General features: G+C 62.5%; 21 protein-coding genes. 15 read left to right on the forward strand and 6 right to left on the reverse strand.

From position 1 onward, the window contains the following. Both MTX36_RS25430 and MTX36_RS25435 read right to left on the reverse strand, forming a co-directional pair. A partial coding sequence (locus tag MTX36_RS25430) for an SDR family NAD(P)-dependent oxidoreductase (RefSeq protein ID WP_243622462.1) occupies positions 1 to 120 on the reverse strand: 120 nt, incomplete at its 3' end. A gap of 315 nt (positions 121 to 435) precedes the next feature. After that, positions 436 to 2370, reverse strand: a complete 1935-nt coding sequence (locus MTX36_RS25435; protein ID WP_279395014.1) for an FAD-dependent oxidoreductase — start codon at positions 2368 to 2370, stop codon at positions 436 to 438. A 275-nt stretch (positions 2371 to 2645) separates the two neighbouring features. Here MTX36_RS25435 and MTX36_RS25440 point away from each other — a divergent pair, with 275 nt between their 5' ends. After that, the gene (locus tag MTX36_RS25440; RefSeq protein WP_243622408.1) at positions 2646 to 3686 is read left to right on the forward strand and encodes an ABC transporter substrate-binding protein; all 1041 of its coding nucleotides are present in this window, start codon (positions 2646 to 2648) and stop codon (positions 3684 to 3686) included. A 55-nt stretch (positions 3687 to 3741) separates the two neighbouring features. On the opposite strand, the gene MTX36_RS25445 is transcribed toward MTX36_RS25440, so the two are convergent. From MTX36_RS25445 to MTX36_RS25460, 4 genes are all read right to left on the reverse strand, one after another. Beyond that, entirely contained in the window at positions 3742 to 5919 is a 2178-nt protein-coding gene (locus MTX36_RS25445) for a 3-hydroxyacyl-CoA dehydrogenase NAD-binding domain-containing protein (RefSeq protein WP_243622409.1), read from the reverse strand. A 58-nt stretch (positions 5920 to 5977) separates the two neighbouring features. After that, positions 5978 to 7189, reverse strand: a complete 1212-nt coding sequence (locus MTX36_RS25450) for an acetyl-CoA C-acetyltransferase (protein WP_243622410.1) — start codon at positions 7187 to 7189, stop codon at positions 5978 to 5980. A gap of 185 nt (positions 7190 to 7374) precedes the next feature. Beyond that, positions 7375 to 7749: a hypothetical protein gene (locus MTX36_RS25455; RefSeq protein ID WP_243622411.1), complete on the reverse strand. Its 375-nt coding sequence runs from the start codon at positions 7747 to 7749 to the stop codon at positions 7375 to 7377. Next, positions 7749 to 8129 carry a nuclear transport factor 2 family protein gene (locus tag MTX36_RS25460; protein ID WP_243622412.1) on the reverse strand — a complete coding sequence of 127 codons (381 nt, stop codon included), beginning with the start codon at positions 8127 to 8129 and terminating at the stop codon, positions 7749 to 7751. The genes MTX36_RS25455 and MTX36_RS25460 overlap by 1 nt, the downstream gene beginning before the upstream one ends. Before the next feature lie 96 nt (positions 8130 to 8225). Between MTX36_RS25460 and MTX36_RS25465 the strand changes: the two genes are divergently transcribed. The 14 genes from MTX36_RS25465 (at position 8226) to MTX36_RS25530 (ending at position 21548) form a co-directional block, all read left to right on the forward strand. Further along, a complete protein-coding gene (locus tag MTX36_RS25465; protein WP_243622413.1) occupies positions 8226 to 9365 on the forward strand; it encodes an acyl-CoA dehydrogenase family protein in 1140 nt (379 codons plus the stop codon). A gap of 102 nt (positions 9366 to 9467) precedes the next feature. Then, positions 9468 to 10256: an enoyl-CoA hydratase/isomerase family protein gene (locus tag MTX36_RS25470; protein WP_308198254.1), complete on the forward strand. Its 789-nt coding sequence runs from the start codon at positions 9468 to 9470 to the stop codon at positions 10254 to 10256. A 32-nt stretch (positions 10257 to 10288) separates the two neighbouring features. Beyond that, positions 10289 to 10666: a Zn-ribbon domain-containing OB-fold protein gene (locus MTX36_RS25475; protein WP_243622415.1), complete on the forward strand. Its 378-nt coding sequence runs from the start codon at positions 10289 to 10291 to the stop codon at positions 10664 to 10666. After that, positions 10663 to 11814, forward strand: coding sequence for a thiolase family protein (locus MTX36_RS25480; protein ID WP_243622416.1), 1152 nt, complete (start codon positions 10663 to 10665; stop codon positions 11812 to 11814). Before MTX36_RS25475 ends, MTX36_RS25480 begins: the two co-directional genes overlap by 4 nt. A gap of 43 nt (positions 11815 to 11857) precedes the next feature. After that, complete coding sequence (locus tag MTX36_RS25485; protein ID WP_374230544.1) at positions 11858 to 13051, forward strand: acyl-CoA dehydrogenase family protein; 1194 nt, start codon at positions 11858 to 11860, stop codon at positions 13049 to 13051. Next, positions 13048 to 14007, forward strand: a complete 960-nt coding sequence (locus MTX36_RS25490) for a phosphotransferase family protein (protein WP_374230542.1) — start codon at positions 13048 to 13050, stop codon at positions 14005 to 14007. Before MTX36_RS25485 ends, MTX36_RS25490 begins: the two co-directional genes overlap by 4 nt. Before the next feature lie 38 nt (positions 14008 to 14045). Beyond that, on the forward strand, positions 14046 to 15248 hold the full coding sequence (locus MTX36_RS25495) for an acyl-CoA dehydrogenase family protein (protein ID WP_243622418.1): 1203 nt from the start codon (positions 14046 to 14048) through the stop codon (positions 15246 to 15248). Next, positions 15245 to 16003, forward strand: coding sequence for an SDR family NAD(P)-dependent oxidoreductase (locus MTX36_RS25500; RefSeq protein ID WP_243622419.1), 759 nt, complete (start codon positions 15245 to 15247; stop codon positions 16001 to 16003). The genes MTX36_RS25495 and MTX36_RS25500 overlap by 4 nt, the downstream gene beginning before the upstream one ends. Positions 16004 to 16048: 45 nt before the next feature. Continuing rightward, on the forward strand, positions 16049 to 16837 hold the full coding sequence (locus MTX36_RS25505; RefSeq protein WP_243622420.1) for an SDR family NAD(P)-dependent oxidoreductase: 789 nt from the start codon (positions 16049 to 16051) through the stop codon (positions 16835 to 16837). Then, positions 16837 to 17898: an NAD(P)-dependent alcohol dehydrogenase gene (locus MTX36_RS25510; RefSeq protein WP_243622421.1), complete on the forward strand. Its 1062-nt coding sequence runs from the start codon at positions 16837 to 16839 to the stop codon at positions 17896 to 17898. Before MTX36_RS25505 ends, MTX36_RS25510 begins: the two co-directional genes overlap by 1 nt. 67 nt (positions 17899 to 17965) lie before the next feature. Continuing rightward, entirely contained in the window at positions 17966 to 19462 is a 1497-nt protein-coding gene (locus MTX36_RS25515; RefSeq protein WP_279395018.1) for a class I adenylate-forming enzyme family protein, read from the forward strand. A gap of 41 nt (positions 19463 to 19503) precedes the next feature. Further along, on the forward strand, positions 19504 to 20127 hold the full coding sequence (locus tag MTX36_RS25520; RefSeq protein ID WP_243622423.1) for a TetR/AcrR family transcriptional regulator: 624 nt from the start codon (positions 19504 to 19506) through the stop codon (positions 20125 to 20127). Between the two features lie 72 nt (positions 20128 to 20199). Next, complete coding sequence (locus MTX36_RS25525; protein WP_243622424.1) at positions 20200 to 20535, forward strand: EthD domain-containing protein; 336 nt, start codon at positions 20200 to 20202, stop codon at positions 20533 to 20535. Further along, positions 20532 to 21548 carry an MBL fold metallo-hydrolase gene (locus MTX36_RS25530; protein WP_243622425.1) on the forward strand — a complete coding sequence of 339 codons (1017 nt, stop codon included), beginning with the start codon at positions 20532 to 20534 and terminating at the stop codon, positions 21546 to 21548. The genes MTX36_RS25525 and MTX36_RS25530 overlap by 4 nt, the downstream gene beginning before the upstream one ends. Positions 21549 to 21553 lie beyond the last annotated feature (5 nt).

The raw sequence follows: 21553 nt of genomic DNA on the forward strand, positions 1-21553 counted from the left end.
GGAGGCGGGCAGGTCCAAGCCGAAGACGGTGGCTCCGGCCTCGGCCAGGCGTTTGGCGGTAGCTGCGCCGAGGCCCGACGCTGCGCCGGTGACCAATGCTGCGGTTCCCTTGATTTCCACTTCGTTTGCTCCCTGCTCGAGAAAAGAAAATACCTGGTTATGGTGCGCTCTACTAGCGCCCGTCAGCGTTGGCCGGGGTTGGGACGTTACCCAAAACCGGCCACAATCAGAGCGAATCCTGTTGGCACGAACGGAAAGAACGCCACACCGTAGAATTCAAATCTGGCAACTTCAGGATTGCACACGTACTCCTATCAATCCGGAATCTCGATTCGGGTCGCAAGACCGCGACCGAAATATGCCGCCATCGTCCCGCGATCACGCTCGTCTCATCGTGAGGGAGCAATGACGTCATAGACCTCCGAGGAATTACTCTTATAGTTCTGCGCCGATGCGATATCCCTCCGCGATGGCGTGGCTGATCCGACGAGGCGCGACGCAGTCACCGATGACGCTGATGGTCTCGCCAGGAGTGAGCCCCAGACTCGACGTTGGAACCCGTGGTTGGTGCCAGACCGTCAACGCGTCGTCGATCGTTATGTCTCCGCCGCCGAAGACGGGCCGCAGAATCAGTGGCAACGCGGAATCCTCCGGAACCACCAAGGTATGGCAGATCTTGAATTCCACTCCGGCGTCGCCGAGTCGACCGAGCAGCGGGCCCGCACTTTCGGCGGGAATCCGCGAGACCAGCGCAGAAAGAGGAGTGGCGAACGTGACGTGCCAGCCCTGTTGAGCGAGCGCTTCGGCGGCACTGTATGCGGGCCAGAATCCGTCACCCTCGTCGAAAACCACTGCGCGACGACTTGCCAACTCCGGCACACGACCGGACAGGACGTCGTCGACCGTGGCGGACGCTCGACCCGACAATTCGATCGGTAGTGCGGCCGGCCGTGATCCGGTGGCCACGATGACGTAATCGGCCGATGAGTGGATGTCTTTGAGGTCGTCAACGTCGATTCCGGCAGCGAGGTTGACGTCGACCTTGAGCCGCTTGAGTTCTCTCGCAAGGTAATCGACGATGTCGATCAGGGTGGCGCGATGCGGGGCAGCCGCGGCCACGCGGACGGCGCCACCGAGAACGGTGTCCCGCTCGAACAGGGTGACACGGTGCCCTCGGCCCGCAGCGACGCGTGCGGCCTCAAGTCCGGCCGGCCCGCCGCCGATGACAAAAACTTCCTTGGTGCGCGGGGCGATGACACCGATCCCCGGATGCCGGCCGCGCCCGACTTCGGCATTGACCGCGCAGTGCAGATGTGGGTCGAAAGCCCGACAATCTTGGTTGATCCCCAGGCAACCGCGGATCTCGCCGAGCCGACCGGTCTGCGATTTGATCGGCAAGTCGGGATCCGCGATCAGCGCCCGAGCCATCCCCACCATGTCGACGTGACCGGACTTGATCGCATGATCGGCGGTGGCGGCGTCGCGAATGCGTTGGCCGACGAGAGTGGGAATGCCGGTGGCGGCCCGCACCTTCGCGGCGGACGGGATCGCGACCGCGTCCGGGTTGGTGGAGTCTTTGACGTATTTGCCGCGGGTGCCGTGCGTGATGGAGAAATAATCGACCCCGAGTTCGGCCATATTCTCCGCAATGCGCACGCAGTCGTCGATCCCCATTCCGCCGGGGATTTCCTCCTCACCGCTCAGTCGCACGCCGAGTACGAATCCGGCGGGAATGACGGAGCGCATTGCCTCGATCACCAAGCGGGGGAAACGCATTCGATTCTCGAACGATCCGCCAAAACTGTCGGTGCGCCGGTTGGTCAACGGAGACATGAACTGAGCCGGCAGATAACCGTGCGCGGCATGGATTTCCACGCCGTCTGCGCCCGCCTTGACCAGGTTCGCGGTCGAGATCCGCCAGCCTTCGATAATGTCTTCGATTTCGGCAATCGTGAGTTCGTGGGGTGGGTAGGCGTCACGGGGAGTTTTGATCGGCGAAGGTGCGGACGGTGGTGCATCCGATTCGCCGCCGATGAATTCACGTCCGAGGTGGCACAACTGGCCGATGAACCTTGCGCCGTGCCGGTGTATCACGGCGACTTTAGCCGCAGTCGCGGGTACAAATTCGTCGATATACGCCTCGACCAGTTTCCGTGAACGCAACGTGGTCGTGGGGTGCACTACTGTCGCGCCGCCGATGATCATGCCAACCCCGCCTGCTGCGAGTCGCTCAAAATGCTCGGTGTCCCCGTGTGTCGGCACACCGTTTTCGGCCATGCTCGTTCCGGCAGGTAATGCCACCAACCGATTCTTGATGGTCATGCCGCCGAGTACAAACGGAGAAAATAGGTGGGGAAACTCGTTACCCATGAGTGCTCTCTTTCCCTGCTTGCGGCAACTGGTAGAGCGATTGACTCCGACTGTATTGAATTCAGTTTAGCTCAGCGCTGCGGAACCGAACAACCGAGCGACAAGACATATTGTGACCTGAGGCACATCGTTGTATGCTGCCGGCGTAAGTTAAACCGAATTCAGGTTGGTATTTCCCAACGGCTGAATTTGCCTGTTCTCGAATACCTTTCGCGGTTCGACAACAAGATTCCCGAAGATCACCTGTGCCATACGAGCGCCAGAAGGGCACGTCCATGAAGAATTTCCCCCGGTCGGTCATAGCGGTGACTGCAACCGCCACACTGTTGATGGCTGTGGCGTGTAGCAGTGACGAGACTCCGGCCAGTCCGGTTGCCGGCAGTTGGGATGACGTTGTCGCCGCCGCCAATGTCGAAGGTTCCGTACGCCTTTACTCGACCCAGCATCCCGCGAACTTGGAGGCCCTGCGGGTTGCATTCACGGCGCAGTACCCGCAGATCACCCTGGAGGTCACTCGCGGGACGGATGTCGAGATGAATCCTCGCATCGAAACCGAGAATCGAACAGGTAAGGGCGTCGGCGACGTTCACATGTCTTCAGATCCGTCCTGGATCAGGAATACGTCCACATCTGGTGCCTTCTCGACCGCGATCGTCGGTCCAGCCTTCGACGATCCGGCCTACGAGCGCGATCGAAGTGTCATCAACAACCAGCTCTTCCTGACCAGCGCGGCGATATTCGCGCTCGGCTGGAACACCGACGCTGTGCCGCAAGGACTTCAATCCCCCGACGACCTACTCGACCCCGCGTTGAAGGGAAAAATCGGGGTCGTAAACCCCGGCGGATTCGCGGCCGTGGTCGATCAATACCAGTTCTTCGAAAAAAACTGGGGAACCGGCGATTTCAACGAGCGACTGGCAGCCCAGAGCCCGCGGATCTATCCGAGTTCCCTGGGCATCGCACAAGCATTGAGCTCGGGCGAGATAGTTGCCACTCCGATGGTGCAACCACTGGTGCGCGAGATGGCGGCAGGTGCCCCGGTGAACTGGGTGCTACCGGAGCCGGCTTGGGGAACGCCGTGGTACTCCCTGGTACTTGCGTCCGCACCGCATCCGAATGCCGCACAGGTACTGGCCAACTTCCTGGTCACGGAAGCAGGGCAGAAAGCGCTCTCGTACGGATACGGTAGTGCGCTGCCGGACATCTCGGGTTCGGTCGGGCGTGCGCAAGACATTGCGCTGCCGGACACCGCGTCGCTGACTCCCGAATTGACCGCCAAGTTCCAGGAAGAGTGGGAACGGGGCTTCCAGCGCTAGTTCTTCGACGTGGCCTGCCTCGAGCCGAGGCAGGCCACGTCGACTCTGAACTATCTCAGTACTGTTGACCGGCAGCGGCCTTGTCAACCAGCGACTGCGGCGGCTCGAAGTGACTGCCGTACTTCGACGCCAGGTTACGTGCTCGATCGACGAAGCCCTGCAGGCCGCCAGCGTACTGATTGATGTATTGGATCACGCCGCCGGTCCAGGCCGGGAAGCCAATTCCGTAGATCGATCCGATGTTCGCGTCCGCCACCTTCTCCAAGACTCCTTCGTCGAAGCAGCGCACCGTTTCGAGCGCTTCGGCGAACAGCATTCGCTCCTTCATGTCCTCGAAGGGGATTTCGGTAGACCCGGACTTGAACGCTTCGCGCAGACCAGGCCAAATACCGACCCGCTTGCCGCTTTCGTCGTACGAGTAGAAGCCGCCGCCGCCGGATCGCCCGGTGCGCTCGAGTTCGCCGACCATGCGGTCCATGACGGCGTTGGAGCCGTGGTGCGGAACGGTTTCGCCTGCGGCGAGCAGCGCGCGCTCGGTTTCCTTGCGGATCTTCTGCGGCAGTGTGAGTGTCAGTTCGTCCATCAACTGCAGTGGCGGTGCCGGGTATCCGGCCTGCGCGCCTGCCTGCTCGATGAATGTGGGGTTCACACCCTCGCCGACCGCTGCCATCGCCTCGTCGAGGAATTTACCGATAACACGGGAGGTGAAGAAGCCGCGACTGTCATTGACGACGATCGGAGTCTTGCCGATCTGCAGCGTGTAGTCGATGACCTTGGCCAGTACGGCGTCGGACGTCTTGGCGCCCTTGATGATTTCAACCAAAGGCATCTTGTCCACCGGGGAGAAAAAGTGGATTCCGATGAAGTCAGCGGTGCGGTCGACCCCCTCGGCCAAAATGGTGATCGGCAGGGTCGAGGTGTTCGATCCGAGCACTGCATCGGGTTCGACGATGTTCTCGATTTCCTGGAACACCTGGTGTTTGACCTCGACTGATTCGAATGCGGCTTCGATCACGAGGTCGACGCCCGCGAAATCGGCGGCGTAGGTAGTAGGGGTGATCCGGGCGAGGAGCTGCTCGGACTTCTCCGCGGTAGTCTTGCCGCGAGCCAGCGCCTTGGCCTCGAGCGCTACCGCGTATTGCTTGCCGTTCTCTGCGGCCTCGAGTGAGATGTCCTTGATTACCACGTCGATTCCGGCCTGGGCGGAGACGTATGCGATTGCGGCACCCATCATTCCGGCTCCGATGACGCCCACCTTCTTGGCGGTGAACTTGTCGTAGCCGTCCGGCCGGGATGCGCCGCCGTTGATGGCCTGCAGGTCGAAGAAGAAGGCGTTGATCATGTTCTGGGCAACCTGGCCGGTCACGAGCGAGACGAAGTAGCGGGTCTCGATCTCGTCGGCAGTGTCGATGCCGACGTATGCGCCCTCGATGGCGGCAGCCATGATCGCGCGCGGCGCGGGCATCGGTGCGCCCTTGAGTTGCTTACGTAGCAGGCTCGGGATGACGGGTAGTGCCTGGGCCATCTTCGCCTCGGCCGGTCCGCCTCCGGGGATCTCGAACCCCTTGGTGTCCCAAGGCTGTACGGCATCGGCGTGGTCGTGAATCCAGGCCTTGGCCGCGGGCAGCAATTCCGCCACCGAGCCGACGATCCGGTCGATCAAGCCCAATTCCAGTGCGCGCGTGGGGCTAAGCCGTGGGCCCTGAAGCAAGACACTCGCCAGGGCTGCCTGGATGCCGAGCAGCCTTACGACACGGGAGATTCCGCCACCGCCGGGCAAGAGTCCAAGCGTGACCTCGGGCAGGCCCAGTTGGTTGCCGCGCACGTCGGCCGCGATTCGGTGATGGGTGTGCAGCGCAATTTCCAGCCCACCGCCGAGTGCGGCGCCGTTGATGGCGGACACCACCGGCTTGCCCAGCACCTCGAGGCGTCGCAAAACCTGCTTGAGTGCGTTGAGATGGGTGGTGATCTCGGTGGCCGACACCGGGTTCTCCGCCTGCGGGCCCCACGCCTGCATATCCTTGAGGTCACCACCGGCGAAGAACGTCCGCTTCGCCGACGTGAGTACCACGCCGACATAGCTGTCCTTCTCGGCTTCGAGTCGGTCGACTGTCGCAGCCATTGACGCCGTGTACAGGTTGTTCATCGTGTTGGCGCCCTGATTCGGGTCGTCCATCGTGAGTACGAGGACACCGTCGGTATCGAGCGCCCAGCCGATCATGTTGTCAGTCATTGATTCTGTAGGTTCTTTCTCTTCAACAGAGGGGGAGCGGACCGAGGAAGGAGCGGGCTCAGACGCGTTCGATGATGGTGGCGACACCCATACCGCCGCCAATGCACAGTGTGATCAGGCCGTAGCGCCCGTCGGTACGTTCGAGTTCGTCGAGCACAGTGCCGACCAGCATGGCGCCGGTAGCGCCGAGCGGGTGTCCCATCGCGATGGCCCCGCCGTTGACGTTGGTCTTCTCGTGCGGGATCTTCAGATCCTTCATCCACTTCATGACCACGGAAGCGAAGGCCTCGTTGAGTTCGAAGACGTCGATGTCGTCCACCGTCAGTCCGGCCCGCTTCAGGGCGAGTAGGGTGGCCGAGGTCGGTCCGGTCAGCATGATGGTCGGTTCACTACCGGTTTGGGCGGTGGCAACGATGCGTCCGCGTGGCGTCAGGCCGGCGCGCTTGCCCGCGGTGTCGCTGCCGACGAGTACGAGTGCGGCACCGTCGACGATGCCCGAAGAGTTGCCGCCGGTATGGATGTGGTTGATCTTTTCGATATTGACGTACTTCTGCAGCGCAACTTCGTCGAAACCGGTTGTAGCGGCTAGCGTTTCGAATGCCGGCTTGAGTTTTCCCAAACTCGCGACGGTGGTTCCTGGACGGCGGTGCTCGTCGTGATCGAGGAGTACGACGCCGTTGATGTCCTGGACCGGAACTACAGACTTGGTGAAATAACCTGCATTCCAAGCACTTTCCGCACGATCCTGGGACTGAGCGGCGTAACCGTCGATGTCCTCGCGGGTGAATCCCTCGATGGTGGCGATGAGGTCGGCGCCGATTCCCTGTGGGGCGATGTACAGGTCGTATGCGGTCGCCGGATCGGTGAAGATGGCGCCGCCGTCGCTACCCATCGGGACTCGGGACATCGACTCGACACCGCCGGCGATCACCAGATCGTCCCAGCCGGACGCAACTTTTTGGGCCGCCAGGTTGGTTGCCTCGAGGCCCGATGCGCAGAAGCGGTTGACCTGCGTGCCCGGCACCGAATCCGGCAATCCCGCGAGCAGGGCCGCGGTGCGTGCGATGACGGCACCCTGTTCGCCGACCGGGGAGACTACGCCGAGCACTACGTCGTTGATGTCTGCGGGATCCATTGCCGGAAAACGGGTTCCGAGTTCCTTGATTAGTCCGACTACCAGGTCGACAGGTTTGACACTGTTCAATGAGCCTTTTCGCAGCTTGCCTCGCGGCGTGCGAATGGCCTCGTAAATAAATGCTTGTTCACTCACAGGGATTCCTTTTGATCATGACGGCTCAGTTGTTTCGGCCGGAAAGTAGTGAGGATCGCCAGCCGGAGGGCGGCGCGCGTCTGCGATGGTCGCGGAGGAGTTGGAGATCGCGGGAGAAATGGGGCGGCCCCGGGCAGCGTGGGAAGGCTGCGCGGTACCCGAGGTCGGCCTGGATGGAGCTGAAATCAGGAGAAGGACAGTTCGGGCGTGCGGGCGATGAGTAGGCGCCGCACCTTGCCTGCGCTGTCGAGTTGCGCGGTGGCATTGAACGACGCCTCGAACTCGCTGCCGCGGGTAGTGCGGCCGAGCGACAACTCGACGCCGTCGACGAATGCCCCGGCGTCGATGTGATGGATCAGAACGCTCTTCTCGCGTTGCGCCAGGTAAGCGACGAGGCCGTCGTGATCGCCGACGAACTCGGCCGACTGGCCGTCGCCCTTCGAGAACTGAACGGACATGACGAAGTCTTTGCTGATCATCGTCAGCACGCGGTCGGGGTCGTCGGAATCCATGTACTCGAACCACTGGGTGAGCACTGGCGTCTGGTTGGTCTCGCTCATCAGCGAACTCCTTTGGCGGACGAATCGGGGGGAAGCAAACTGAACTCTGCGTCGAAGGACACCTGGTAGCGATCGACGAGACCGGCGGCATCGACGTGCATGACGCCGACGAAATAGCCCGTGGTCTTGGTCCCATTCTCAGTCACGGACCCGTGCAGGAAGTGCAGATCTCCGTCGGCTGCGACGCGCAGGACCTTGTGTTTGCGATCCACCGGAGGGCGACCGGACAGGTAGTCGAGCATTGCCGCGCGACCATTCCCGTAGTTGGCCCCGGCGGGCAAGACCATGGCGAACTCCACGTTTTCGGCCAACAAGGCCACGGCATCTTTTAGTCGACCATCGTCGACGGTTGCGTAATAGGTCTCGATGACAGAACTCATAAGATGAACTTAGTTCGGTTCACCCCTTCTTGTCGAGGCCCAAACGCGCTAGTCTCGATTCACTAACCAAACTGAACTCAAGTCAATTGGAGTGATATGAAACCGTCGACTTCCCAGGTGGAGCCCGCCTGGCCGCGCTCCGAGCCCGCCGCTCTCAATCCTGGTCCAGAACAGTTAGAGCTTCGTGATGCGATTCGGGCGCTACTCGGAAAACACGGCGGAGTGGAGCAGGCTCGGTCGGCTTCGCACACGACCGAGGGCTACTCGCCGGAACTCTGGAAACAATTGCTCGAGAACATGTCGGTCACTTCGCTCGCTGCACCGGAAGATCGCGGTGGACTGGGTTACGGCATGGTCGAACTCGGCATCATTCTCGAAGAGTGCGGGCGGAGCCTGGTCTGTGAGCCGGTGTATTCCTCGGCGGTCCTCGGCGTCCAAGCGGTGTTGGCGGCCACGTATCCCGTCGACGAACTGCTGGTCGATGTTCTCGCCGGGTCGGCGGTGGCAAGTCTCAGTTCGCTGACTGCCGCGACCGACCGACTCAGCGGCGTCGAAAGTGAATCCGGCTGGGTTCTCAGCGGTGAGGTTTCGGCCGTCGTGGGTGGCGCTGCTGCCGATATCGTCATCGCCTCCGCCGATACCGCCGCTGGACGGCAGATATTCGCGATAGAGACCGATGGTCAGGCGCACTGGCGCGAGCGTGAAGTCGTCGACCCCACCCGCAGGCAGGCAGATCTGACCGTAGCGGAAGTGCCGGCAGTCCCCCTGGTCGGCGCCGACGATTGCGCCCGGATCTGTACTCGGCTTCATGATTTACGTACGCTCGCAATCGCTTTCGAGAACACCGGAATCGTCGACGCGCTCCTCGAGATGACCGTGGAATACGTGAAAACCCGGCAGCAATTCGGGCGCCCGATCGGCTCGTTTCAAGCCGTCAAACATCGATTGGCCGACGTACTCGTACTGCTCGAGCGCGCTCGATCGGCGAGTAGATACGCCGCCGCCATATTCGACGAGGACCCGGACACCGCTCGATTGGCGATCGCGGTGGCCGGTGCTGTCTGCACCGATGCGGCGATCGACGCCGCGGCAGAGGCCGTGCAATTGCACGGTGGTGTCGGCTTCACCTGGGAACACCCGGCGCACTCCTATTTCCGTCGGGCATTGGGAAACGAAGCAGTCCAGGGCGATTCGCGCACTCATCGCGCCCGCATCGCAGAACTGATCGGTGTTTGACCGTTCGAAAGATGTAACTGCCGCCGGGTATTGACGAGACGTCACCCGATATGCATACTGAAGTGAATCCAGTTCAATTTGAAGATAAACGAAAGGCTCATGATGATCGAGACCGACCACATCCTGTTGGAGAAAGACGGAGACGTCGCACGGGTTTGGCTCAACCGCCCGCACAAGAAGAACGCGGTCACCGTTGAACTGCTGCACCGCCTCGACGAGATCATCGTCGAGGTCGACAACGATCCGAACCTCAAGGTTCTGGTGCTACGCGGCGTCAACAACACGTTCTGCTCGGGCTTCGACCTCGACGAGCTGCTCTCCGACTTCATCGGCAGCACCACCGCGATGGACGTCGCCGTGCTCTCGGCCAAGGTCTGCGACCGTCTCTACTCGATGAACACCCCCTCGATCGCAGTACTCGAAGGCTATGTCACCGCCGGCGGCTTCGAACTGATGATCTCGTGCGACTTCGCGATCGCATCGGACGACGCCAAGATCGGCGACTTCCACATCCGTCGCGCGCTCTTCGGTGGCGCAGGCCCCATCTACCGCCTGCCCCGCATGATCGGTATCCGCAAGACCAAGGAGCTCATGCTCACCGGCAAGCTGCTCTCGGGCACGGAAGCAGCTGCATTCGACCTGATCAACGCGTCGGCACCGGCCGATCAGCTCGACCAGGCCGTGGCGGACTTCGCCGCGAGTCTGACCGACAAGAGTCCGTTCATGATGAAGCTCACCAAGATGTGCATCGACAAGGGTCTCGACGCGGACATCCAGTCGCTCATGGTCATGGAGCACCTGGCCGTCGGCAACGCACTGCAGTCGGAAGACGGCAAGGAAGGCGTCACCGCATTCCTCGAGAAGCGCGATCCGGTGTGGGTCGGCCGCTGATCTGATTCACCCCGAGACCTGAAGGGATAGGCATGGCAGAGAAGACGGCAATCGTGCTCGAAGGCAGCCGGTGCACGGCGTGCGCCACGGTGGCCTTTCCGGCCGGCGTCATGTGCAGCAAGTGCGCAACGCCGACGGCAGTACCTCTCGATCTGAGTACACGAGGCGTGGTGTGGGCGTATACGATTCAACGTTTTCCTCCGAAATCGCCGCCGTATGTACCACCCGCCGGAGGGTTCACCCCCTTCGCGGTCGGGTACATCGAACTCCCGGAAGGAATCAAGGTCGAGGCAATCATCGACTGTGAAGATTTCGACGGACTGGATCAGGCACCGGTGACATTGGTCGCCAACTCACCGGTGCCCCGGTTCGCCGTCGATCGCCTCGCGAAACAAGGAGAAATCAAGTGACGCAGCCTGTTTCGATAATCGGAGCCGGACTCTCGAAGTTCGGCAGGCAGCCGGGTGTCAGCGGCCGCGCCATGGCCGTCACCGCGATCGGCGCCGCCCTCGGTGACGCCGGAATCACGTGGCCGGATGTCCAGGTCGCCTTCGGTGGCAGCGACGGCTCCGGCTTGGCCGACACCCTGGTAGCCGAACTCGGTTTCACCGGAATACCTTTCACCAACGTCAAGAACGGCTGCGCCACCGGTGGCAGTGCACTCTTCTCTGCAGTCAACGCCGTGCGCTCGGGAGCAGCCGAGATCGCACTCGCAGTCGGCTTCGACAAGCACCCGCGCGGCGCATTCGACCCACGACCGGAGGATTGGGGCCTGCCACCGGGGTACGGCGAGGCCGGCCTGATGGTCACCACACAATTCTTCGGGGCCAAGATCTCGCGCTATATGCGCCAGCACACCATCTCGGCCGACACGTTGGCGCTGGTAGCCGAGAAGGCTTACCGCAACGGCGTTCTCAATCCGAATGCCTGGCGCCGCGAGGCGATGTCCGCCGAGACCATCGCGACGGCCGACATGGTCAACGACCCCCTCACTCGCTACATGTTCTGCTCACCCGGCGAAGGTGCAGCGGCGATCGTGGTTGCCAGCGAGGGCGCCGCCCAGTCGCTCGGCGCGCGAGCGGTAACGCTCCGGGCAATCACCCACCGCACCAGAAGATTCGGCTCGTTCGAGGTATTCAGTCCTGCGGTACAAGGTAGCGGTGAACCGACCAGTGTCAGTGCGGACGCCGCACGAGCGGCGTTCGAGCAGGCAGGCGTCTCCCCCGGCGACGTTGACGTGGCTCAGGTGCAGGACACCGAGAGCGGCGCGGAAATCATGCACATGGCCGAATGCGGGTTCTGTGAACCCGGCGAACAGGAATCGATGATTGCGGCCGGCGAGACCGAGATCGGCGGCCGGATCCCGATCAACACCGACGGTGGATGCATCGCCAACGGTGAGCCGATCGGCGCATCGGGTCTGCGGCAGGTGCACGAGATAGTCACCCAACTCCGCGGTGAGGCGGGTGACCGTCAGGTTCCCGGCACTCCCCGGATCGGGTTCACCCACGTATACGGCGCACCGGGCATCAGTGCCTGCACCGTATTGTCCGTATGAGTTTGCGCAGATGGCTGAGGGCAGATCAGTGACACCACAAACGATTCCAGGTCTCGACGCGTTCACCGAGGAAGCTATCGCATGGTTGCGTGGCGTGGCGGCACCTCGCACCGAATCGGTGTGGGGCGTCGGTACAGATTCAGTGGCCGTATTCGAGAATTGGACCGCCGAGCAGGAGCGCGAGCACACCGACGCGATTTCGCGCTACGAGCAGGCGAAGTTCGATGCCGGCTGGGGAGCATTGAGTTGGACCCCCGAACGCGGCGGTCGCAATCTCCCGCTGTCATACGTGTTGGCATTCCGCCGGGCCGAGGAATCGTTCGACGTGCCGCGTCGCACCGAGATGTTCTCGGTGACACAACAATTGATCGCGCCGACCATCGAGCAGTGGGGCACCGACGAGCAGAAGGAACGCTACGTGCGCGCGATGCTTCGCACGGACATCATTGCTTGCCAACTGTTCTCCGAGACCGAGGCCGGATCAGACCTGGCTGCCGTCCGCACCAAGGCGGTACGCAGCGAAGCCGGCACGTGGACCATCGACGGACACAAGGTGTGGACGTCCGGCGCTCTGGTCGCGGACTACGGAGTCGCAGTGTGCCGTACCGACGCCACCGTCACGAAACATGCCGGGCTCACGATGTTCCTGGTCCCGATGAACGCGCCTGGCATGACGATCCGCCCGATCCGGCAGATGACCGGCGGCAGCTCGTTCAACGAGGTGTACCTCGACGGCGTCGAACTCGAAGACACGTATCGACTCGGCCCTGTCGGAAAGGGTTGGCAGGTTGCGCTGACCGTACTGGCGGCCGAACGTCTCGACGGCGGAAATCTCGGTCTGGCCAACGCGGATCAGGCAATCGCACTCGCGCAGAACCTCGGCCGCGAGCTGACCGAGATCGAGAAGGACAAGGTCGCCGACCTGGTCACCAGGAGCTATCTGCAGCGTGTGAGCAATATGCGGGTGGCTGGGGCGATGCTCGCCGGCAACGAGCCGGGTCCGGAAGCGTCACTCGGAAAGCTGTTGGCTACCGACACAATGGCCCGGACGTCCGAAGTTGCCCGTTTGCTGCTCGGCCGTGAACTGACCGCCGATTCCGGCCGCTGGGGAACGTTCGCGTGGTCCGAACACGCCCTCGGTGCCCCGGGATACCGAATTGCCGGCGGTACCGACGAGATTCAGCACAACATCATCTCCGAGCGCGTGCTCGGTCTACCGAGGGAGCCGCGACCGTGACCAGTTCGTCTCTGCAAGACCGGGTCGCCGCCAAACTGCTGGCGGACTGCGGCGCGACGTTGACCGACTTCCAGCCGCTGCTCGGTGGGCACTCCGGGCTGACGTACCGCGCCACCACCTCGACCGGTGACGTAGTGATCAAGGCGGTGCCGGAAGGCCAGCGATCCATCGGCAGGCACGACATGTTGCGACAGGCTCACATTCTGCAGGCGCTGGCCGGCACCGAAGTTCCGGTGCCACGCGTAGTTGTCGTCGACGAGATCGAACCAGCGTGGTTTGCCATGGAATTTGTTGCAGGCGAGTCACTCGAACCGGTGCTCGACGACCCCGCCGTCGATCCGGTGCTAGCTGCCAATCGCATGCGTCGTGCAGCGGCAGTCCTACCGCGACTGCACGAGGTGGACCTCGCCACCATTGCAGGACTCGCAAATCCCCTGACGCCGGCAGACGAGCTCGAGCGCTGGGCCAAGACATTGGGCGCAGTGCCCCCGGAATTGGTTGTCGGCGCCGATCATCTGCTGGAACTGTTGCGCTCCGACATTCCCGAACCTGTCAAACCCACACTGGTGCACGGTGATTACCGTCTCGGCAACATCATCTCCGACGGCCTGGAGCCGGTCGCACTCATCGACTGGGAAATCTGGTCTGCCGGAGATCCCCGAGTCGAGCTAGGCTGGTTTCTGGTGTTCGCCGACGGTTCGAACTTCCCCGGCGTCGGCCGGGAAGTCCCAGGACTGCCGAGTGCCGAAGAGTTGGTCGCCTTGTACACCGGTGACGGTCCCACACTTCCCGAACTTAACTGGTTCGACGCACTCGGTCGGTTGAAAATGGCGGCGATCATGGGCCACAACCTGCGTCGACACCGCGAGGGTCGCCATCACGATCCGGACCAGGAGAAGCTGCCGGACACCATCAACCGGTTGATCGAGACCGGTACCGCACTCTTGCGTCCCTGATCTTTTGCGTCCCTGATAACCACTTAAGGAGTCTTACCGTGGATTTCGCCTATTCCCCACGTACCGAGGAACTACTCGGCAAGCTCGAATCTTTCATGGCCGATTACGTCTATCCGGCGGAATCGGTGTACGACGCCCAGGTCGCTGACAACGACAACCCACACGAGCAGCCGCAGATCATGCGCGACCTGCAGGAGAAAGCCCGCGAATTGGGCCTGTGGAATCTGTTTATGACGCACGACGGACTCGGTGCCGGACTGACCAATCTCGAGTACGCGCCGCTAGCCGAGATCGTCGGCCGTTCCATCATCGGCAACGAGACGATCAACTGCTCGGCTCCCGACACCGGAAATATGGAGATCCTCGCCATGTTCGGTACCGACGAGCAGAAGTCACAGTGGCTGAAGCCGTTGCTGGACTGCAGTATTCGTTCAGCTTTTGCGATGACCGAACCGGCCGTGGCGAGTTCGGATGCGACGAATATCCGATCGACCATCCAACGTGACGGTGACGAATACGTGCTCAACGGCCGTAAGTGGTACACCTCCGGCATTCTCGATCCCGATTGCAAGCTCATAATCTTCATGGGCAAGTCGGATCCCGAAGGTCCGACCTACCGCCAACAGAGCATGATCCTGGTACCGGCCGACGCACCTGGTGTCGAGGTCATTCGGGATCTGCCGATGTTCGGCTTCCAGGACCGACTGGGCCACGGCGAAGTTCAGTTCACCGACGTTCGGGTACCGGCAGCAAACATGCTCGGCGCCGAGGGCGACGGATTCGCTATCGCGCAGGGACGTCTGGGCCCCGGCCGGATGCACTACGCGATGCGCGCTGTCGGTATGGCGGAACGGGCACTGGACATGATGTGCAAGCGTGCGCTCGAAAGGGAAGCATTCGGTGGACCCCTTGCCGATCGTGGCGTCGTGCGTGAATGGATTGCCCGCAGCCGCATCGAGATCGACCAAATCCGGTTGCTCGTCCTCAAGTCGGCCTGGTTGATGGATACCCAGGGCAACGCGTCTGCGCGCTCCGAGGTGGCCGCCATCAAGGTGTCCGCGATGGAAGTTGCACACAAAGTTGTCGACCGTGCGGTGCAGACTTACGGCGCCGCCGGAGTCAGCAACGACACGATCCTGGCTCGGCTGTACGCGATTACCCGTGCCCTGCAGATTGCTGACGGCCCCAACGAGGTTCATCTACGCACCATTGCCCGCCTCGAGTTGAAGAAGCACAAATGAGAACTCTGGAATTGACCGGTAAGGTCGCGCTCGTGACAGGCGCCAGCCGCGGTTTGGGACTTGCCATCGCGCGCGGGCTCCGGGACGCGGGCGCGACGGTGATCGTGTCGAGCCGTAAGCTCGAATCCTGCCGCGATGCGGTGGCGTCGCTCGGTGACGCCGGGCCGGGAACCGCGCACCCCTTCGCCCTGCACGTCGGGCACTGGGACAGTATCGAGCCCGCCGTCGATCAGATCATCGAGCAGTTCGGCAGCCTCGACATCGTGGTCAACAATGCCGGAATCGCACCGCTGGCCGAAAACCTGCTCTCCGTATCGGAAAGCTTGTGGGACAAAACCATCGAGGTCAACGTCAAGGGACCATTCCGTCTGATGGCCGTTGCCGGAGACCGGATGCGAGCGGCCGGCGGCGGCTCGATCATCAACATTTCCAGTATCGGCGCAGAGCGCCCCAGTCCCCCGGAAGCGATGTACGCCGCCGCCAAGAACGGGCTCAATGCGCTCACCCGGGCGTTTGCGCAGGAGTACGCACCGACGGTGCGGGTCAACTGTGTGATGCCCGGTGGCTTCGCTACCGATATGGCCGAGAACTGGGATGACGAGTTCATTGGAAAGATCGTGGACCGCCTGCCCGCCGGGCGGCTCGGCCGGCCGGAGGAGATCGCCGGTCTCGTAACGCATCTGGCCTCGGATGCGGCCGGTTACACAACCGGCGCGCTCATCCCGGTCGACGGCGGCCGAACCGCCGTGTACTGATGCTGCGCACTGACGCTGCTGCGAACTGAGATCGACAGGAAAGTCATGACAGACAACGGATTCGAAGGTGGACAGATGCTGACCGAGATGTTCGGACTGACCGGGCGCGTGGCGATCGTAACCGGGGCGTCTTCGGGTCTCGGGATGGGATTTGCCCGCACGCTGGCCGGCGCAGGCGCCACGGTCTACGCCGCGGCCCGCCGGCTCGACCGTTTGCAGGACCTGGCAGCCGAGGTACCGGGAATCGTTCCGGTTCGTTGCGACATCACCGACGACGCCGATCGGCGCGTATTGATCGACGGGTGTTACGAGCAGTCCGGGCGCCTGGACATCCTGGTCAACAATGCCGGCATGCCGGGTCCACCTAACGCGGAGGACGAAACCATCACAGGTTTCAATTCCGTGCTCGAACTCAATCTGGTGTCCGGCTTTCACCTGGCGACCTACGCCTCGACCCGACTACCCGAGAACGAACGCGCGTCGTACATCAACATCTCCTCGGTAATCGGGCTGGTGTCCACCGCCCCCATTGGCGGCGCGAGCTACGCAGCATCCAAGGCCGGAGCGCTCGGCCTGACCCGGGAATTGGCCGGCCAGTGGGGACGCAGGGGTATCCGCGTCAACTCCGTCGTGCCCGGGTGGTTCGATACTGAGATGACCGACGGACTGTTCAGCAACGACAAATCGGCGGGATGGGTGCGCAAGAACACCATGCTCGGCCGCGGCGGCGTCGAAGGCGAGATCAACGGCGCAGTACTGTTTCTGGCCTCGGATGCCTCCTCGTACATGACCGGCCAAGCGCTGGTCGTCGACGGCGGATGGACGGCCCGCTGATGTTGGCAGTCCAGCTGACGGCGTGGGGTCAGCCACCGCAGGTGCGTGAGATCCCTGTACCCGAACCCGCCGACGGGCAACTGCTGATCAAAGTCGGTGCCGCTGGCCTGTGCCGCTCAGATTTGCACGTCATGGATTCGCCGGCCGGGCATTTCGATTACCCGTTGCCGCTGACACTCGGTCACGAGGTTGCCGGTACCGTCGTCGGGGCCGGGCCGCTCGCCGATCACTCGTGGATCGGTGAAGGCATTGTCGTTCACGGCATTTGGCCGTGTGGCCGGTGCCGCAACTGCCGGCGCGAGCGCGAGAACTACTGCTTGGAGAAGGTCCCACGCGCGGACGGGCGACTCAGTCCGATCGGAAACGGGCTGGGACATCCAGGTGGGCTGGCCGAATACCTGCTGGTGCCTTCGGAAGCTGTTCTCGTTCGCACCGGTTCACTGAGCCCCGAGCAGGCTGCTCCGCTCGCCGACGCCGGCCTGACCGCATATCATGCGATCCGAACCAATAGCGACCTCATCGACTCGGACACGGTCGCGGTGGTGATCGGCGTCGGCGGTCTCGGCCATCTGGCGGTGCAGATACTGCGTTCTTTCGGCGTCACCAACATCATCGCCGTCGAAACAAGAACCCAGACACACGCTCTCGCTCTCGAATCGGGAGCACGCGCATGTTTTTCGACGCTCTCGGAAGCGGCCGCAGATGTCGTGAGCCTCGGCGGTGCCGACGTGGTCTTCGACTTCGTCGGGGCCCAGGCGACCGTCGAACCCGCTCCGGCGCTTCTCGCTCCGGGCGGCCGGGTTGTCGTCGTGGGAAGTTCAGGCGGGCAGCTGACCGTCGGCAAGAGCCTTGGCTTGGTCAATGGCTGGCAGGTTCGGGCTCCGTTCTGGGGCACGATCGAGGACCTTCGTCAGGTGGTCGCGCTCGCCGGTGCCGGAAAGCTGCATGCCGAGGTGACCGCATTCCCGTTCGGCAGCGCGCTGGAGGCCTACGATCGGCTGCGTTCGGGTGATCTGTCCGGTCGCGCCGTCCTGATTCCTACAGCCACTTCATCGCTGTAAACATCCAACACACAATGGAACTCGAAGACGGAAGAGGGACGCCGCAGTGAAGTTGCTGGCACAGGAGATGCTCACCCGGGCGGAAGGTAATCCGGCCGAGATTGCGGTGATCGACGAGTTAGGTTCTCACACAATCGGTTCGATCGTCGAGGCGGCTCGCTCGCTGGCCGATACCATCGCTTCGCTCGACGGCGGGGCACCGACCGCGCTCATTCAGGCCGACAATACGTGGCAGACGGTGGCTACGGCTCTGGCGATCGGACTTCGCGGCGGCGTGGTTGCTGTCTTCAGCCCGCACGCGACCGGGGCCGAGTTCGAGATGGCGATCGACGACATCGAACCGGATCTCGTGGTGGCCGATGCCGACGCACTGACCCGTTGGGGCGTCAAGGACGAGCAGTTTGCCGGTTCCGCAACCGCTTTCGGAACGCGAGTGCTCAGGTCTCGACCGGGGGTTTTCGCCTCGGTCGAGCGGTGGCGCGGTGGCACCGCGATCGCGATGACCTCCGGGTCTACCGGTCGCCCGAAGTGTGTCGTCCAATCCGAGGAGGCAATCCGCTACGCCTGCCGGAGCACCATCGATACCGTCGGATTGCAGCAGGGTGAGGCGGTCGGCGCTTTTGTGCCGCTGTCGTCGGTCGCAGCTTTCTGTTTCGGGATGTATCTGCCGGCTTTCCTGGGCGGACAGATGGTTTCGATCGCCAAGTGGTCGCCGGCGGTGGCACTAGAGGCAATGGCGCAGCACAGGGTCGCCTGGACGATGCTGGTGCCGACCATGGCCTTGCAACTCTCGGTTACCGAGCAGGCCGACGGCAAGCTCTCGGCGATGCGCGCCCTGACGGTTGGTGGCGGACCTATGAACGAGCGCACACTCGGGAACGCTGAAACCGTGCTGGGTACCACTTTCCTGCGAGTGTTCGGTATGTCCGAATGTCTGGGTCACACCACCCCATGTCTGGACGATCCGCCAGCCGTTCGACTTGGGCGAGACGGACGTCCGTTCCCGGGCACCGTCGTTCGGGCCGTCGACGCCGCCGGAGCGTTGCTCGTCGCTGGCGAGATCGGTGATGCCCAGGTGAAGGGACCGTCACTGTTCGTCGGTTATGCGCGCGGTGGTGTTCCGGTACTGCCCGAGCTCACCGCTGACGGCTTCCTGCCGACGGGCGATCTCGTCGAGGTCGGTGAAGACGGGTCGATCTGCGTCATGGGGCGCCAGAAGCAGATAATCATCCGCGGCGGCCGCAATATCGACATCAACGAGATGGAATCGGCGATCGCTTCGCTACCCGCAGTGGTTCAGGTCTGCGTGGTGCCGGTGCCGGACGACCTTCTGGGCGAGCGAGCGGCGGCCCTCGTCGTCACCGGCGGTGCGCCGCTGACGTTGGCGGAGGCTACTGCTCAACTCGGCGAAAAAGGCTTCCCGAAGTTCAAGTGGCCCGAGTACCTCTTCGCCGTCGACGACCTTCCGCAGAATCGTGTCGGAAAGTTGTCACGTCTGGATGCGGTGCGGATCGCGTCCGGTTTGGCCACGCAAACTGATCCGAATTCACCTCAAAACAGGTAGGGTTTGAAGAACTCACACTTGTCGTACCACAGAGGACCTTCATGACTACAGATGCCCAGGCGCGCCGCGAAGGCCCGCGGTCGAAGCGGACGCTCATACTTTCTGTCGCCGTCGATCAATTCGGCAAGGTTGGATACGACCACACCAAATGGGCGTCGATAGCGGACGAGGTCGGTATCGGCCAGACTGCGCTCTATCACTATTTCGAGTCCAAAGCGCACTGCTTGCTCACCATCATGCGGCTTGAGCTGGCAGATTCTCTCGAGCGGTTCGTCGACGCTACCGAGGGTGTATCTCCGCCGGAGGAAGCGTTGCGTACCGCCGTGATGGCCTCTCTCGCAGCCTCGCCTCGCGACGCGCTGCAGCGTCGGATCTTGCAAAATCATATGGAACTACTGGCCACGGAGCGTCAGTCGTCGAACGAAGAAGCCGAGCGTCTCAAGTCACGCGAACTCGTCCAAGAAATTGAGCAGCAGTGGACGGATCTGATCGCGAGCGGAATCAAGGAAGGCGTCTTCGCCGATTCCGATCCTCGCTTGATGGGCCGACTCGTCTTGGCCCTCGTAATCAGTGTGTGGCGCTGGTACCGGCCGGACGGAAAGCTCAGCCTGACCGAGATCGCCGATCGAGTGACCGACGCGGCCCTGCGGATGGTGAGCGCGTAGGTCGCTCCGAGTGCGGCGAGTAGCCGTTCGGCCTGCCCATCCAAACTAAAGTGAATTCAATTAGGAGCTACTATGTACAATCTCGTTCTCGTCGCATCCCGCCCCACCGACTGGACCCATGAGCAGTTCATCACGTGGTGGCGCGGCGAACACGCTGACGTCACTTATCCTCTGCCAGGCCTGCTGCGGTGGCAGCACACCGAACTGCTCGAAGCTTTCGGCGGCAAGTCGGAAGGGTGGGACGGCTTGTCCGTCTTGAGTTTCGAGTCGCGGGAAGCACTCGAAGCCGCCCTGGCGAGTCCGCAGTGGCAGGCCGCCGTTGATCATGTCGGCACCATGGGCGGGCGCCGGATGATGTGGTACGGCGACGAAAAGACCATGGTGCCGCTCGTCGTCAGCGTGGAATGACCGATTCCTGGGATCGGCCCGGCTGCTACCGCGTCGCCGACGGCGTTTTCCGGATCCCACTGCAGATGCCGCAGGACGGCCTGCGCGCCATCAATGTCTACGCCCTAGAGACCACGCACGGACTGGCGCTGATCGACGGCGGCTGGCATCGGGAGAGCACGCACGCCGAACTGTCCGACGCCCTGGCGCTGATCGGTCGTAGCCCGGCAGAGATTCACGACATTTATGTCACGCATGTCCACCGTGACCACTACACGTTTGCCGTTGAGCTACGTCGACGGCATGGTTCGCAAATCCACTTGGGTGCAGCTGAATCTCCCGGGATTGCCGCTATCGCCAAGCTAGGCAGCAATGTTCCGGAGAGCTCGATTCTCCAGTTGTATCGATCCGGCGCAGCGGCAATCGCCGAGCAGGTCTATCGGGACTCAGTCAACGAACCGTTCGAGATATCGGACTGGGAGGCGCCCGATCACTGGCTCTCCGCCGGCGCTCTCGACATTCCGGGTCATCGACTCACCGCAGTACATACTCCCGGACATACCAAGGGCCACATGGTTTTTCATGATCTCGGGCGGGACATCTCCTTTACCGGAGACCACGTACTGCCGACGATCACGCCATCGATCGGATTCGAACTCGGCAATTGGGAACTGCCACTCGGGGCGTATCTCCACTCGTTGGGGATGATGCTCGACGACCGAGACCGGATCATGATGCCCGCACACGGCGGCGCCGGCACTAGTCTGCAGTCGCGGTGCCGCGAGTTGTTGGCGCACCACGATCATCGGCTGGGTCAGACCACTTCTGTGGTAAGTGAATTGGGCGACGCCTCAGGTCTGCAGGTGGCCGAGGTACTGACCTGGACACGGCGCGAGCGCGGCTTCGATTCTCTCGACACGTTCAACCAGATGGTAGCCACGTGCGAGACACTGGCCCACCTCGACGTGCTCGTCGATCGCGGACAGTTGTCCGTGCAGAACAGGAACGGGGTGGATCTCTTCAGTTCGAACTGAAGAGA

Source organism: Rhodococcus sp. ARC_M6 (assembly GCF_022810305.1).
In the GTDB taxonomy this organism is placed as follows: Bacteria; Actinomycetota; Actinomycetes; order Mycobacteriales; family Mycobacteriaceae; genus Rhodococcus_F.

Bases quoted from the DNA above. Each gene is read 5' to 3' on its own strand.
- MTX36_RS25435 (WP_279395014.1), bottom strand. From the start codon at position 2,370: ATGGGTAACGAGTTTCCCCACCTATTTTCTCCGTTTGTACTCGGCGGC.
- MTX36_RS25440 (WP_243622408.1), top strand. From the start codon at position 2,646: ATGAAGAATTTCCCCCGGTCGGTCATAGCGGTGACTGCAACCGCCACA.
- MTX36_RS25445 (WP_243622409.1), bottom strand. From the start codon at position 5,919: ATGACTGACAACATGATCGGCTGGGCGCTCGATACCGACGGTGTCCTC.
- MTX36_RS25455 (WP_243622411.1), bottom strand. From the start codon at position 7,749: ATGAGCGAGACCAACCAGACGCCAGTGCTCACCCAGTGGTTCGAGTAC.
- MTX36_RS25460 (WP_243622412.1), bottom strand. From the start codon at position 8,129: ATGAGTTCTGTCATCGAGACCTATTACGCAACCGTCGACGATGGTCGA.
- MTX36_RS25465 (WP_243622413.1), top strand. From the start codon at position 8,226: ATGAAACCGTCGACTTCCCAGGTGGAGCCCGCCTGGCCGCGCTCCGAG.
- MTX36_RS25470 (WP_308198254.1), top strand. From the start codon at position 9,468: ATGATCGAGACCGACCACATCCTGTTGGAGAAAGACGGAGACGTCGCA.
- MTX36_RS25475 (WP_243622415.1), top strand. From the start codon at position 10,289: ATGGCAGAGAAGACGGCAATCGTGCTCGAAGGCAGCCGGTGCACGGCG.
- MTX36_RS25500 (WP_243622419.1), top strand. From the start codon at position 15,245: ATGAGAACTCTGGAATTGACCGGTAAGGTCGCGCTCGTGACAGGCGCC.
- MTX36_RS25505 (WP_243622420.1), top strand. From the start codon at position 16,049: ATGACAGACAACGGATTCGAAGGTGGACAGATGCTGACCGAGATGTTC.
- MTX36_RS25510 (WP_243622421.1), top strand. From the start codon at position 16,837: ATGTTGGCAGTCCAGCTGACGGCGTGGGGTCAGCCACCGCAGGTGCGT.
- MTX36_RS25515 (WP_279395018.1), top strand. From the start codon at position 17,966: ATGCTCACCCGGGCGGAAGGTAATCCGGCCGAGATTGCGGTGATCGAC.
- MTX36_RS25520 (WP_243622423.1), top strand. From the start codon at position 19,504: ATGACTACAGATGCCCAGGCGCGCCGCGAAGGCCCGCGGTCGAAGCGG.
- MTX36_RS25525 (WP_243622424.1), top strand. From the start codon at position 20,200: ATGTACAATCTCGTTCTCGTCGCATCCCGCCCCACCGACTGGACCCAT.
- MTX36_RS25530 (WP_243622425.1), top strand. From the start codon at position 20,532: ATGACCGATTCCTGGGATCGGCCCGGCTGCTACCGCGTCGCCGACGGC.